Below are 13576 nucleotides of genomic sequence, written 5' to 3'. Positions count from 1 at the left end.
GCGGTAACAGAGGGGAGTGGACATGAGCAGAGTGGCGTTGGTGACAGGCGGGACACGCGGCATCGGGGCGGCCATTTCGATAGCGCTGCGCAATGCAGGCTACCGGGTTGCGGCAACCTATGCCGGCAACGACGAGAAGGCACAGGCTTTCCGCGAGGAGACGGGCATTTCCGTCCATAAATGGGATGTGTCCGACTATGAAGCTTGCGGCGTCGGCATTGCCAAGGTGCAGGAGGAGCTTGGCCCCATCGAGATCCTCGTCAACAATGCCGGGATCACCCGTGACGCCATGTTCCACAAGATGACGCCGCAGCAGTGGCACGAGGTCGTCAATACCAACCTTACCGGCCTGTTCAACATGACGCATCATGTCTGGCAGGGCATGCGTGACCGCAGCTTCGGCCGCGTCATCAACATCTCTTCGATCAATGGTCAGAAGGGCCAGATGGGCCAGGCGAACTATTCCGCCGCCAAGGCCGGCGATCTCGGCTTCACCAAGGCGCTGGCCCAGGAGGGTGCTGCCAAGAACATCACCGTCAATGCCATCTGCCCCGGTTATATCGGCACCGAGATGGTGCTGGCGGTGCCGGAAAAGGTGCTGAACGAGCGCATCATTCCGCAGATCCCTGTGGGACGCCTCGGCGAGCCCGAGGAAGTCGCCCGCGTCGCGGTCTTCCTTGCTAGCGACGATTCCGGCTTCATCACGGGATCGACGATCAGCGCCAATGGCGGCCAGTTCTTCGTTTGAGCTGATGGGCTGAAGTGGCGGATGATTGCCGGGAAATTGCCCGGCAGTCATCGCTGGCGTGAATTCACGGACGGCCGTGGCCGGGGTTTGAATTCCAAAACGACAGGCTTAAGGACCACACGGCGCATTTCCTTGTCCCGCATCCGTACGGCATGGCCGAGTACATAAAATGTGGTGCCGACAAGAGCGAATGCTGCGATACTTGCAATGAATTCGGCCATGGTGCCGTTCCTTTCCAAAAACGTTGACGCGATCCCCCCGAAACCTGCGTGGGTGTGAGTGTTCGTCTCAAGAAATGTCGGCCCAAATTTTCGGCGCGAAAGATTTGGCTTTCATGACCGATCGTCAACGAAGCGCTGACGATCGGCCGGAAGAAATCGATCTTTGTCTATACCGGCTTACCGGCAGCGAGCCTCATAGCGGCGGCCATAGCGGTCGCGGTAGATGCAATAGCCCTGGTGCTCGTGGGACCGGCCGATGAGGTAGCCAACGGCGCCACCGGCGACGGCACCGATTGCGGCGCCACCCCAGCTATTGCTGGCGACACCGCCTATGATCGCGCCGGTGCCGGCGCCTATGGCTGTGCCCTTCTCGGTTGCTGTGCATGAGGCGAGTGCGCCGACAAGAGCGATCGCGACAATGATTTTCTTCATGGTATTGCTCCCTAGTGTGAGATTTTCAACAAACTCAGCCGGATCAGATCCGGCCCATCAATAGCAGAATAAGAACGATGACGAGAACTAGTCCGAGACCACCTGATGGACCATATCCCCAACCTCGGCTGTAACCCCAGTTCGGGAGCGCTCCGATCAGCAGCAGAATCAAAATCACGAGCAATATTGTACCAAGCATAGCGTATTCCTCCGCGTCCAGCGCCTAGAGCATCCCGCCAGAGCGACCTCACGCAAGCGGATAAGATGCGCCTAGATACAAGTGCCGATGCGTCCTTATCCACTCCTCGAGAATGAGGGCGCACCAATGCCGCTGTCGATAGAAACTTATTTCACGAGAAATTGTTCCGGCTCAGAAATAACAAGACATGAAGATGAGCCGGCATGCCCCGGGCAAAGGTTAATGCCCGGCTGCGAGCTGCGCAAGAAAATACCCGCCGACGACCGCGGGATATGGTTAAAAACAATTTAAAATACAATATGTTGCGGTGAACGAAACGGGAAAGCGAGCTTGTCCGTGATTCGTCAGCGATTCGTTCTGTATTTGGGCTTTGGTTAACGGCGGCAGGGATTGTGGCCTCGGAGAACCTACCCCTTTCGGCGAGGAAGGTTTAGGCCTTATCGCCGGAAAGTGGTAATTCCTCGGTCGAAATGGTTAATGCCGGCGAATTTTTTCGCTACCCATATCGTCACATCATCCTCCCTTTGGATGAGCTTCCCCTCCGAACGCTATATCTAGCCGTGAACAAATACAGTACACGACATAATCAGCGATTCGTCGCCGATTCGTTCCGGCTTTGGTCGGAAAGTTAACGATTGCAATCAATGCGAGAGATTATGGACTTTTCATATTACGTTTCGCTCAAAAGTTAATTGCAATCCACGATTCGACGTGATTTGGCGCTTCAACCCTGCAGAGTCCTGGGCATTTCGCCGGAGAAGGCACTAGATGTTGTGGAGAACAAATGCGGAATTGTGGAAAGTCAGCGATTCGTCGCCGATTCGTTCCGGCTTTGGCCCGAATCTTAACTCAGAGCCGTTCTCGATATTTATCTCGGAAAATTGCGGAATTTACAGATGGTTAACCATGTTTCCAAACGGGAAGGCTGGTTCGCCGGATTCGCGTGATGGCTCCTGATTCACGTGAAAAAGGAGTCCCAATGCGATTCACTATCTGGTGGCGGTTTGTAAATCGAAATCCATATAGTGGTGAACACAAAGGGAACAGGGCGGAGTCAGCGATTCGTCGCCGATTCGTTCTCAAGCTGTTCTCGACTCACCCGGACTCGTTTTGGATGCAGAGAGAATGTAGCTTTCGGTTGAGACGGCCAAAGATAAAATCGCATATTCTAGCCGTTGTTTTTTCATTCAGGTCTTGCCTTTGTCACATATGGTCGTCATCTCTTCTTCTCTTCCCTGGGGACCTTGCTGATCGGAAGACAGTGGTTTCTCGCCCATGCATGGACCTATGACTCAGACTTCGCAGCCAATGATCCTGAGCGGACGCGGCGTGACCGCGGTGCTCGGACCCACCAATACCGGCAAGACTCATTATGCCATCGAGCGCATGGTGGCGCACGGCAATGGCGTCATCGGCCTGCCGCTGCGGCTCTTGGCGCGCGAGGTCTATACGCGTGTCGTCGAGAAGGTCGGGGCTCAGTATGTCGCGCTGGTCACCGGCGAAGAAAAGATCTCGCCGCCCAATGCGCGCTATTCCGTCTGCACCGTCGAAGCGATGCCGCGTGAGACGCGGGCCTCTTTCGTCGCGATCGATGAAGTGCAGCTCGCCGGCGATCTGGAGCGCGGCCATATCTTCACCGACCGTATCCTGCATTTGCGCGGGCGGGACGAGACCCTGCTGCTCGGCGCCGGCACGATGCGGCCGATCCTTGAGCAGCTCCTGCCGGGGATCACCGTCGTTGAGCGGCCGCGGCTGTCGCATCTCTTCTATGCCGGACAGAAGAAGATCACCCGCCTGCCGCAGCGCACAGCGATCGTCGCCTTCTCCGCCGACGAAGTCTATGCCATCGCCGAACTCATCCGTCGCCAGCGCGGCGGTGCCGCCGTTGTCCTCGGCGCGCTCAGCCCGCGTACCCGCAACGCACAGGTCGCGCTCTATCAGGCCGGCGATGTCGAATATCTCGTGGCGACCGATGCGATCGGCATGGGGCTCAATCTGGATGTCGATCACGTCGCCTTTGCCCAGGATCGCAAGTTTGACGGCTATCAGTTCCGCAATCTCAATCCGGGCGAACTCGGCCAGGTCGCCGGCCGCGCCGGTCGTCATCTGAAGGACGGCACTTTTGGCGTAACGGGCCAGGTGGATCCCTTCGACGACGAATTGGTACGGCGCATTGAGGGTCACGAGTTCGATACGGTTAAAGTGCTACAATGGCGAACCAAGGAATTCGATTTCTCCTCGATCGCTTCGCTGCGCGCGAGCCTCGAGAGCGCACCGCGCGTACAGGGCTTGACGCGGGCACTGCCGGCGGTCGATCAGCAGGCGCTGGAATATCTGTCGCGCGATCTGGAGATTTCCGATCTCGCCAATAATCCGGCGCGGGTCGAAAAATTATGGGAAGCCTGCGCGCTTCCGGATTATCGGCGGATTACGCCCGCCCAGCATGCCGATCTTATCGCCACCCTCTTTTCCGACCTTGTGCGCTATGGCACGGTAAAAGAGGACTTCCTCGCCGAGCAGGTGCATCGCGCCGATCGGACGGACGGTGAGATCGACACGCTTTCGGCGCGAATCGCGCAGATAAGGACTTGGACCTATGTGTCGAACCGGCCCGGTTGGCTTGCCGATCCGACACACTGGCAAGAAAAGACGCGGGAAATCGAAGATCGATTGTCTGACGCGTTACATGAGAGGTTGACGAAACGCTTTGTTGATCGCAGGACATCTGTGCTCATGAAGCGCCTGAGAGAGAATGCGATGCTGGAAGCTGAAATCAGTGTGAATGGGGATGTCTTCGTTGAGGGGCATCATGTGGGACAGTTGACCGGATTCCGGTTCACGCCTATCGCGGGAACCGAGGGGCCGGACGCCAAGGCTGTCCAGACGGCCTCGCAGAAGGCGCTGGCGCTGGAATTCGAGGCGCGCGCCGCCCGTATCCATGCGGCAGGCAACAGCGATTTGGCGATCAGTGCGGATGGCCTCGTCCGTTGGCTCGGCGATCCCGTGGCGCGGCTGTCGGGCAGCGATCACGTCATGCGTCCGCGCGTCATCCTGCTCGCAGACGAGCAGTTGACGGGCAATGCGCGTGATCATGTCGCCGCGCGCATCGAGCGCTTCGTGAATCATCATATCAGCACGGTGCTGAAGCCGCTCGACGATCTGTCGCGCGCCGAAGATTTGCAGGGTCTTGCCAAGGGGCTGGCGTTCCAGCTCGTCGAAAATCTCGGCGTGCTCTTCCGCCGCGACGTCACGGAAGAGGTGAAATCGCTGGACCAGGACGCGCGCGCCTCGATGCGCCGTTACGGTGTCCGCTTCGGCGCCTACCACATTTTCGTGCCCGCTCTGCTGAAGCCGGCTCCGGCCGAGCTCATCACCCTGCTTTGGGCATTGAAGAACGACGGCCTCGACAAGCCGGGCTATGGCGACCTGATCCCGGTTCTGGCGGCGGGCCGTACGTCCGTGGTCACCGATCCGACTTTCGAGCGCATGTTCTATAAGCTCGCCGGCTTCCGCTTCCTCGGCAAGCGGGCGGTGCGCATCGACATTCTCGAGCGGCTAGCGGATATTATTCGTCCGCTCTTGCAGTGGAAGCCTGGGCAGGCGTCGCGTCCGGAAGGCGCCTATGACGGCCGCCGCTTCACGACGACGACCGCGATGCTCTCCATTCTCGGCGCAACGCTGGAAGATATGGAAGAGATCCTGAAGGGTCTCGGCTATCGGGCCGACGCGGTGAAGGCCGAAGATGCGGCAGCCTTCCTTTCGCAGCAGGATACCTCCTCGGCACCTGCTCCGGCGCAGGTTGCGGAAACCGTCGCAGAGAAGGCCGATCACGACGATGCCGATGGCGCAGGCGATGAGCCGGCTACCGAAGGCGAAACCGCCGCACAGGATGCGGTTCCCGCAGCGCAAGCTCCTGCTGAGCCTGCCGCCGCTGCCGAGCCAATGGAAGCCTCTGAGGCTACAGCCGAGCTGCCGGGTCCGGGTGCGGATGTCGCCGCCACCGAGCCGGTCGAACCGAAGCCGGTTCTGCTTTGGCGTCTTGGCGGACGCAGCGATAACCAGCAGCGCCAGGGTGGACGCGGCCATGGCGATCGTCGCGGCCATCAGGGCGAGGGGCGCGGTCACCAGGGTAATCGCCGCAACGGCGGTGGCGAGCAGCAGGCGAACGGCGAAGGCAACCGCGAGGGCCGGGATAATCGCGAAGGGCGCGAGGCCCGTGGCGACAACCGAGGACCGCGCGGCAATCGCGACGGCGGCCGTCCGCAGCATCAGGGCAATCGTTCCGAACGCAACGACCGCCAGGATCGCGGCGACCGGGGTGACCGGAAAGAGCGTAACGATCGCAATGATCGGAACGACCGCAACAATCGCGGCGCATCGCAGCCGCTGCGCTTCGAGGCCAAGCCGCCGCGCAAGGAAAAGCCGATCGATCCGGATTCTCCTTTCGCCAAGCTCGCTGCCCTCAAGGAGCAGATGAAGAAATAGGCCATGACGGACGAAAAGCAGCCATCTTCCGGTTCGCGCCAGCGCATCGACAAGTGGCTGTTCTTTGCCCGCATGGTAAAATCCCGCTCGCTGGCGCAGGTCTATGTCCAGAACGGCAGCGTGCGGGTGAATGGCGAGCGGGTCGTTCAGCCGAGCTACGGCGTCAAGGCAGGCGACCGGATCGAGCTCTCGCTCGAGCGGCGCGACGTCGTCCTGATCGTGCGTCAGCCGGGCGAGCGCAGAGGTCCCTTTGAAGAAGCGAAGCTGCTTTATGAGGATCTGACGCCGCCGCCAGATGAGACAAAACGTCTCACTCCCTTCGAGCAGGCGCTCCGCGCGCCGGGCAGCGGACGGCCGACGAAACGCGACCGGCGAGCTATAGACCGGCTGACCTCCGAGGATGATTAGAAAACTCTGCTCGAACTCCATGATTTTGGGACTGTTTATCCCTTGAAATTGGCCGGCAAAGTCGATACCTCACGGTCAACCCGCTGGTAACCAGCCGGTCGGCATGCCTGCGCATAGCGCATACGCCTGTCCGCCGGCTTCCGAGGGAAAAGCGTGACGTTCCAGGTTGCGCATCCGCGGAAAACGAGAGACATCCCTGGAGTGCTTCATGACATACGTCGTGACCGACAATTGCGTTCGCTGCAAATACACCGATTGCGTGGAAGTCTGCCCCGTCGACTGCTTCTACGAGGGTGAGAATTTTCTCGTCATTCATCCCGACGAATGCATCGATTGCGGCGTTTGCGAGCCGGAATGTCCCGCCGAGGCGATCAAGCCCGATACCGAGCCGGGCCTCGACAAGTGGCTGAAAATCAACGCGGATTATGCCTCGATCTGGCCGAATATTACGGTCAAGCGCGATCCTCTCCCGGAAGCCAAGGAAATGGACGGCGAACAGGGCAAGTTCGAGAAATATTTCTCGACCAACCCTGGTTCGGGTGACTGATTGAGGGCCGTGACAGGCCGTCGATAAAGGTGTAGTCGATAACGCTTAAAGACGAATCATTGCCGTTGGCCGCCGGAGCGGTCGACGTGGCCGTTTTGGTGTGCGTAAAGCAAATTATTGATTTAGTCAGATTTTTGTGATAGCTTCCTCACACTGATCCACTGCGGCATTTCGCGTGCCCCAAACCATCACGAAAGCAAGTAACAAATCCGTACGCGGTTTCCTTGACATATCAACGTTTTGAGTTGTCGGGTCTGGGATCGCGATGAACGGATTTCTTTTTGCACGCGTCTGGCTGGACCAGGATGAAGTCACCCCGACGGTGCTTCCGTCTCAACCGGGCCTGACTGACCCGGCCCCGGCTCATGCTGGGTGCGTAACAGGGAGTTTTTGAAAAGAATGACGATCCAGCAGAAAAAACCTTCAGCAGCACGCCATGGCTTCAAGACCGGCGAATCGATCGTATACCCCGCTCACGGTGTTGGTACGATTACCGCGATTGAAGAGCAAGAAGTCGCAGGCATGAAGCTTGAGCTTTTTGTAATCGACTTCGAAAAAGACAAGATGCGTCTGAAGGTGCCCGTGGCCAAGGCCATGAGCATCGGAATGCGTAAGCTTTCCGAGACTGATTTCGTCGATCGGGCGCTTAAGGTTGTTCAGGGCAAGGCTCGCGTCAAGCGTACCATGTGGTCGCGCCGCGCCCAGGAATATGATGCCAAGATCAATTCCGGCGATCTGATCTCGATTGCCGAAGTGGTTCGCGATCTCTATCGCGCCGAGAACCAGCCGGAGCAGTCCTATTCCGAACGTCAGCTCTATGAAGCTGCGCTCGATCGCATGGCGCGCGAAATCGCCGCCGTCAACAAGATGTCCGAGACCGAGGCCGTTCGCCTCGTCGAAGTCAATCTGAACAAGGGCCCGAAGCGCGGCAAGGTCGTCGAAGAAGACGATTCCCAGGACGAAGCCGCATAAGGCCGGAAGCTCACATACCACGTCAAAAAACCCGGCCTTCGAGCCGGGTTTTTTCTTTGGAACCTTTTTTGGTCTGATGCGTTTAGGTTTCGTATTTGCGGCTGGTGCGCGCTTTCTCGTTATCAGAGTTTCTCGCCCAGCCGTTTCCCTTAACGTTCACGAGGACCGGACCCCATGCGTTTTGATTGGAAATTTCCCGGCGATCGGAAGTCATTTCCTTCGCCAGGTCATTTCGGAGAAGCCGAATTAGACCCGTAACACCGATCGTCGGATATCCGGAGATCGGCCTCCAATTGCATTCCATTCATAGATTTTCACCCGCGCAGCGATGTCGGGAAACGATGTTTGTTGTCTTTTCCGTTGACCGTAGCACAGAGACGATTTTGGGGCAGGATTAGGGGATATGCATATGAAGAATATGTCTGCAGATCGGCGTATGATTAAGATCGCGATGGCCGCTCCCTATCTCGGCCGCGATGAAGAGCACGACCTCGCCATCCGCTGGAAGGATCACGACGACCGCGGCGCTCGCAACAAGATCGCCACAGCCCACATGCGCCTCGTTATTTCGATGGCGGGCAAATTCCGCAATTTCGGCTTGCCGATGAGCGATCTGGTACAGGAAGGCTATGTAGGTCTCCTAGAGGCGGCGGCAAGGTTCGAACCGGAACGGGAGGTACGATTCTCGACCTATGCAAGCTGGTGGATCCGCGCTTCGATCCAGGATTATATCCTGCGCAACTGGTCGATCGTGCGCGGGGGCACGAGTTCGGCGCAGAAGGCGCTGTTCTTCAATCTCCGCCGCCTGCGTGCAAAGCTCGCCCGGGGCAATACCGGCGTTACGGTGCAGTCGATCCACGAAGAAATCGCCGTCGCCCTCGGCGTCAGCCTTGCCGATGTGCAGACCATGGATGCGCGCCTCTCCAGCAATGATGCATCCCTGCAGGCGCCGTCGATTTCCGGTGACGCCGAAAGCGCCGAGCGCATGGATTTCCTGATCAGCGACGAGCCTCTGCCCGACGAACAGGTCTCCAATATGATCGATGGCGAGCGCCGCCGCGTCTGGCTGGCTTCCGCCTTGAAGCACCTCAATGAGCGTGAAATGAAGATCATCCGGGCCCGCCGGCTGGTGGAGGATGGCGCGACGCTGGAGGAGCTGGGCGCCGATCTCGGCATTTCCAAGGAACGCGTGCGTCAGATCGAAAGCCGCGCCATGGAAAAACTCCGCAGCGCTCCGGTCGACGCCGATCCGCGTATGGCGAGTTACGCTTGATAAAAACCTTCTCCCCATGGGGGAAGGATCAGGTACCAGCAAAAAGGCAGCTTTTCTCGATAACGCCCTCAAGCCGCGCTGTGCGCGGCATTTTCGTGCTGGGGCGAAGATACGCGATCAATTATTCGGAAATAATCTTGACCCTGTCGCCGGGCGCGACGTTTGCGCCCGTTGGCAGGGCGTTGATCAGCTTGAAGAGATCGAGTTTGCGGTCGGTGCCCATCATGCGGGCGGCGAGCGTTGTGATATTATCGCCTGTCTTGACCGTCACGACGCGCACGCGCAGCGGCTTCAGTGATGAGGCTTCTTCCGGCGTCATGTGCCGGAAGCTTGAGCGAAGCACGTCGGCCGTCTGCTGCAAGGCGGTCGTGTTGCCTTTCGGCACGGCCGTCAGGAAGCGAAAGATCTGCGAGCGGTCGCGGATGACGGTTACGTCGAAATCCCAGCGATCGGCCGAGGCACGCGCAGTGGCCGCCTCCATGCCGTTGACGGTGATGGCCCTGATGGTCGAGGGATCGAGACCGGTGACCCAGCCGCTGGAAATATAATTCGTCAGGTTCTGATTCTGATTGTCCGCTACGCCGTCGAAGCGGACGGCGATATCGCCCGGGCCGGTCGCCATGACCGCCTCGACCTTGTTGTCGATGTGGAAATCGGGCGGGACATCGAAGCGAATGCCGAGACCGCCGTGCAGGAAGGTCTGGCCACGCACATAGCCTTCTTCCGGGCTGTCGCCATAAAGCAGGCCGTCGATGCCGTTGAGGTAATAATCACGGCCGGCATCGCCGACCTTACCTTCCTCGCCGAATTCACGGGCATGCATCTTGGCAAGATCGATGCGCTGCGGCGTGCTCGGATGGCTCGATAAGAAGTCGAGGCTCTGGTCTGCGTCGGAATTAGCCGTCATGAAATGGCTGTAGTCTTCCATCGCATTGAGGAAGCGGGCTGCCGCATAAGGATCGTAGCCGGCCTGGCCAAGCGTGCGGATGCCGATCTCGTCGGCCTGAAGCTCCTGCTGGCGAGAGAAGGCGGCAAGGCGCAGCTTGCCGCGGGCGAGGGCTTGCTTGCCGGCAAGATCGCTCGACAGAACTTCGGAGACAACGCGGCTGGCGATGACTTCAGCCTCTTCTCGCTTCTGGCGCTCGATACCGTGATTGGCGGTGACGTGCGCCATTTCATGCGACAGCACGGCGGCGACTTCCGAGGCATCGTTGGCAAGCGCCAACAGGCCGCGCGTGACGTAGAGATAGCCGCCGGGCAGCGCGAAGGCATTGATCGACGGCGAATTCAGAATGGTGATGCGATAGGATTGCTGCGGATTTTCCGACACGCTCGTTAGTGCGCCGGCGATGCGGGCGACCAGGCGCTCGGTCCTGGCATCCTTATACTCGCCGCCATAGCTCGCCAGAATGCGCGGATGCTCGCGGGCGCCCATCTGCGCGCGCGGATCGTTCTTCTGTACTTCGGAAACGATCTGCGGGCTGGACGATGGCGAAATATTCGGCTGGTAGGATTGATCCAGCACCGACTGACAGCCGTTGAGCACCGCCGCGGCAATGAGGATGGGGGCCAAGCGGCGCGCATGGGCCGCGACAGTCGTGCTGATCCTTCGTCCTGCGTAGTCGCTCTGCTTCAGTGCCTGTGTCCCACTCATCTTACTGCCATGCCGGCCGGACGCCGAACCCGGTTGATCATGACTAGGCAGATCATCGCCGCGTTTCGTCAAAGGTTGCATCCACCCCGATCGGACCTGAGTTCGTCCGGGTGGTCTCTGCCCTTTGCTGTAGCCGATTTCGGCAGCAGTTGCATAGCGAGACTCCGTTTAAATGTGGCAGCGTTGTATTTTGGCAAGCATATGCCAGGACTTTCAGCCGTCCGCCGCGACGAAATTAAGGCAAAACCGGCAGCAAAATGCTGCATCGCATTCAATGTTGCAAAAATGTGGTCAGTGCTGGAATGCCGTCCTGCATCAAAAAACGCTCGATGGGAGCTGAAAGCGGAACGGTTCCGCCATCGATGAAGACGGCATGATCGGCAAGACGGCGAACTTCAGCCGGGTCGTGCGAGACGATCAGCACCGTATTGCCGGTTTCGCGGTGAAGCTCGGACAAAAGCTCCGCCATGCCGGAGCGCAGGCCGGGATCGAGCGCGGCGAAGGGCTCGTCGAGCAGTAGGATCGGCTTGTCGCGCACCAGCGCCCGGGCGAAGGCCGCACGTTGGCGCTCGCCGCCGGAAAGGGTGCCGGGCTTGCGTCTGTCGAAGCCGGCAAGCCCTACGCGTGCCAGGGCTCCCGAAATCCTTTGCCGGTCGTCCACCGAGAGTTTCAGCGACGGGCTGATGCTAAGCCCGACATTGGTGAAGAGATCGAGATGGGCAAAGAGGTTGTTATCTTGGAAAACCAGCGATACCGGCCGCTCGGAGGGATGCAGCCTAGTCGCATCCTGCCCGGCAAGCATGATACGGCCACGGTCGGGCGTCTCGAAGCCGGCGAGCAGATTGAGGAAGGTGGATTTGCCCGATCCGGACGGGCCGGTAATAGCGATGATCCGGCCTTGCGGCAGTTCGCAATCGAAGCGGAAATCATGGGTGCCGAGCCGCAATTCGACCCCGGTCATTGTGATGCCCCGTTGTCCCGTGCGCTGATTATCGATCATTCCGCCTGCCTTCGTCCTCATGCCTGCCTTGACCGGCCGTGCCGGCGACAGTCAGGAGTAGACATATCAGCCCCAGAATGAAAGCAAGTCCGTCCGCATCGTTGGTGCGATAGCTGCCGAGCTTGCTGTAGACCAGCCAAGGCAGTGTCACCAGGCTATCGGAGCCGAAGAGAGCGACGGCGCCGAGATCGCCGAGCGACAGCGCCATGGCGAAGGAGAGCGCCGTAAAAAGCGGCTTGCGCAGGCCGGGCCAGTCGACCAACCGCAACCGCGCGAGGCCCTGAAGACCGAGGCTTGCGGCCAAACGTTCCGTGCGGCGACGATGGACAGCATGGGCCGGTTCGATGACGCGGATGACAAAGGGAAGCGCCATCAGGGCGTTGATGGCGACGATCAGAAGCGCTGCAAATCGGGCGGGATCGCCAAACAGCCTCAGCGCCAGGAACCATCCGGTCGCCAGCACGATCGGCGGCACCAGCAAGACGAGGGAGGACGTGCCGCTCAAGGCGAAGGCGAGGGCGCGCAGGCCCGGCGCTTTCCGGCGTTCGGCCGCTATCGCCGCGCGGGCGCGGATGATGGCGAAGGAGATGAGAACCGCCAGAATGCCGGCGGCAAGCGCGATTGCGAGGCTGGTCGAGGCTGCCTGCAGGAAGATCGTCTGGCTGACAAGCCTCAGAAGGTCTGCCTTGAGGCCGGTGACGACCACCGAGGCGAGCGGCAGGCCGATGAATAGGGTGGCGAGCAGGAGCAGCGTGCTGTCGGCGAGTTTGGCGGCGGGCACTGTTCCATCGATGCGCCGCACGGCGCGGCCTGCCGTCAGCCCGTGATCGTCCGGCGCCGGAAGCAAGGCCATGGCGCCGAGAATGGCGGCGGTCACCACGATTTGCAGGAGGGACAGGGCTACGGCGCGGCCAGGGTCGAAATCGAAGCGCAGCGCCTGGTAGATTGCCACTTCGAGCGTGGTCGCGGCCGGGCCGCCACCGAGGATCAGCACCAGCGTGAAGCTGGTGGCACAGAGCATGAAGATCAGGCCCGCGATGCCGGGAATGAGGCCGCGCAGCACCGGCCATTCGACGAAACGAAAGACGGAGGCGGGGCGCATGCCGAGGCCACCGGCCATCAGCCAATATTCCGCCGGCACGCGTTCCAGCCCGGCAAGCATCAGGCGGGCGGCGAGCGGCAGGTTGAAGAAGACGTGCGCCAGCAGGATGCCCGTCAGCCCGTAGATGCTGACCGGCTGCGCTAGGCCGAGCCCCGTCAATACTTGGTTGAGAATGCCCTGACGCCCCCATATGCCGAGCAAGCCCAGCGCGCCGATCAGCACCGGCAGGCCCATCGGGACGGCCATCAGGCGGATCAGCCAGAGCCGGCCGAGAAATCGCGGTTGCCGCGCCAGCGCGCGGGCGACCGGAATTGCGAGGGCGACAGAAAGCAGGGTCGACAGCGTTGCCTGCAGCAGGGTGAAACGCAGCACGCGCAGAAGATAGGGATCGGCAAGCGGATTGCCGCCGGCGGATTCGATGCCAGCGGCAAGCAGGGTGACGATGGCAAGGCCGATGAAAAACGCGATACCGGCGAGGCTGAAGGCCCCGCCGGCAATAGCATGTCTTTTCTCAGGCGCCGTCAGCAGCATCTCG

At 60.0% G+C, this 13576-nt stretch carries 11 protein-coding genes; 6 read left to right on the top strand and 5 right to left on the bottom strand.

Features of this window, described 5'->3' with window-relative positions:
* The first annotated feature begins 22 nt into the window (after positions 1 to 22).
* The gene (locus NXC24_RS19705; protein ID WP_104824824.1) at positions 23 to 748 is read left to right on the top strand and encodes a beta-ketoacyl-ACP reductase; all 726 of its coding nucleotides are present in this window, start codon (positions 23 to 25) and stop codon (positions 746 to 748) included.
* A gap of 398 nt (positions 749 to 1146) precedes the next feature.
* On the opposite strand, the gene NXC24_RS19700 is transcribed toward NXC24_RS19705, so the two are convergent.
* Both NXC24_RS19700 and NXC24_RS19695 read right to left on the bottom strand, forming a co-directional pair.
* Positions 1147 to 1401 (bottom strand): YMGG-like glycine zipper-containing protein, encoded by a 255-nt coding sequence (locus NXC24_RS19700; RefSeq protein WP_104824823.1) that lies wholly within the window; start codon positions 1399 to 1401, stop codon positions 1147 to 1149.
* Positions 1402 to 1444: 43 nt separating this feature from the next.
* Positions 1445 to 1600 (bottom strand): DUF3309 family protein, encoded by a 156-nt coding sequence (locus NXC24_RS19695; protein WP_104824822.1) that lies wholly within the window; start codon positions 1598 to 1600, stop codon positions 1445 to 1447.
* Positions 1601 to 2887: 1287 nt separating this feature from the next.
* On the opposite strand from NXC24_RS19695, the gene NXC24_RS19690 reads away from it, so the two are divergent.
* The 5 genes from NXC24_RS19690 (at position 2888) to NXC24_RS19665 (ending at position 9285) form a co-directional block, all read left to right on the top strand.
* Positions 2888 to 6085, top strand: coding sequence for a helicase-related protein (locus NXC24_RS19690; RefSeq protein WP_104824821.1), 3198 nt, complete (start codon positions 2888 to 2890; stop codon positions 6083 to 6085).
* Between the two features lie 3 nt (positions 6086 to 6088).
* Positions 6089 to 6493, top strand: coding sequence for an RNA-binding S4 domain-containing protein (locus NXC24_RS19685; RefSeq protein WP_104824820.1), 405 nt, complete (start codon positions 6089 to 6091; stop codon positions 6491 to 6493).
* 208 nt (positions 6494 to 6701) lie between these two features.
* On the top strand, positions 6702 to 7040 hold the full coding sequence (fdxA, locus tag NXC24_RS19680; protein ID WP_028751539.1) for a ferredoxin FdxA: 339 nt from the start codon (positions 6702 to 6704) through the stop codon (positions 7038 to 7040).
* Positions 7041 to 7439: 399 nt separating this feature from the next.
* Positions 7440 to 8012: a CarD family transcriptional regulator gene (locus tag NXC24_RS19675; protein WP_028751538.1), complete on the top strand. Its 573-nt coding sequence runs from the start codon at positions 7440 to 7442 to the stop codon at positions 8010 to 8012.
* A 409-nt stretch (positions 8013 to 8421) separates the two neighbouring features.
* Positions 8422 to 9285: an RNA polymerase factor sigma-32 gene (locus tag NXC24_RS19665; protein WP_104824818.1), complete on the top strand. Its 864-nt coding sequence runs from the start codon at positions 8422 to 8424 to the stop codon at positions 9283 to 9285.
* Between the two features lie 121 nt (positions 9286 to 9406).
* Here the strand turns inward: NXC24_RS19665 and NXC24_RS19660 are convergent, their stop codons facing one another.
* The 3 genes from NXC24_RS19660 to thiP form a co-directional block, all read right to left on the bottom strand.
* Positions 9407 to 10939, bottom strand: coding sequence for a M48 family metalloprotease (locus tag NXC24_RS19660; protein WP_104825269.1), 1533 nt, complete (start codon positions 10937 to 10939; stop codon positions 9407 to 9409).
* Between the two features lie 271 nt (positions 10940 to 11210).
* Complete coding sequence (locus tag NXC24_RS19655) at positions 11211 to 11939, bottom strand: ATP-binding cassette domain-containing protein (protein WP_104824817.1); 729 nt, start codon at positions 11937 to 11939, stop codon at positions 11211 to 11213.
* Positions 11929 to 13572, bottom strand: coding sequence for a thiamine/thiamine pyrophosphate ABC transporter permease ThiP (thiP, locus tag NXC24_RS19650; protein WP_104824816.1), 1644 nt, complete (start codon positions 13570 to 13572; stop codon positions 11929 to 11931). Before thiP ends, NXC24_RS19655 begins: the two co-directional genes overlap by 11 nt.
* Positions 13573 to 13576 lie beyond the last annotated feature (4 nt).

The sequence above is a fragment of the Rhizobium sp. NXC24 genome (assembly GCF_002944315.1).
In the GTDB taxonomy this organism is placed as follows: domain Bacteria; phylum Pseudomonadota; class Alphaproteobacteria; order Rhizobiales; family Rhizobiaceae; genus Rhizobium.
Note: the sequence above shows the minus strand (reverse complement) of the source record. Positions and strands in the feature narration are given on the sequence as shown.

Coding starts and splice junctions, on each gene's coding strand:
- NXC24_RS19695 (WP_104824822.1), bottom strand. CDS start 1,600: ATGCTTGGTACAATATTGCTCGTGATTTTGATTCTGCTGCTGATCGGA.
- NXC24_RS19690 (WP_104824821.1), top strand. CDS start 2,888: ATGACTCAGACTTCGCAGCCAATGATCCTGAGCGGACGCGGCGTGACC.
- NXC24_RS19655 (WP_104824817.1), bottom strand. CDS start 11,939: ATGATCGATAATCAGCGCACGGGACAACGGGGCATCACAATGACCGGG.
- NXC24_RS19705 (WP_104824824.1), top strand. CDS start 23: ATGAGCAGAGTGGCGTTGGTGACAGGCGGGACACGCGGCATCGGGGCG.
- fdxA (WP_028751539.1), top strand. CDS start 6,702: ATGACATACGTCGTGACCGACAATTGCGTTCGCTGCAAATACACCGAT.
- thiP (WP_104824816.1), bottom strand. CDS start 13,572: ATGCTGCTGACGGCGCCTGAGAAAAGACATGCTATTGCCGGCGGGGCC.
- NXC24_RS19665 (WP_104824818.1), top strand. CDS start 8,422: ATGAAGAATATGTCTGCAGATCGGCGTATGATTAAGATCGCGATGGCC.
- NXC24_RS19660 (WP_104825269.1), bottom strand. CDS start 10,939: ATGAGTGGGACACAGGCACTGAAGCAGAGCGACTACGCAGGACGAAGG.
- NXC24_RS19675 (WP_028751538.1), top strand. CDS start 7,440: ATGACGATCCAGCAGAAAAAACCTTCAGCAGCACGCCATGGCTTCAAG.
- NXC24_RS19700 (WP_104824823.1), bottom strand. CDS start 1,401: ATGAAGAAAATCATTGTCGCGATCGCTCTTGTCGGCGCACTCGCCTCA.
- NXC24_RS19685 (WP_104824820.1), top strand. CDS start 6,089: ATGACGGACGAAAAGCAGCCATCTTCCGGTTCGCGCCAGCGCATCGAC.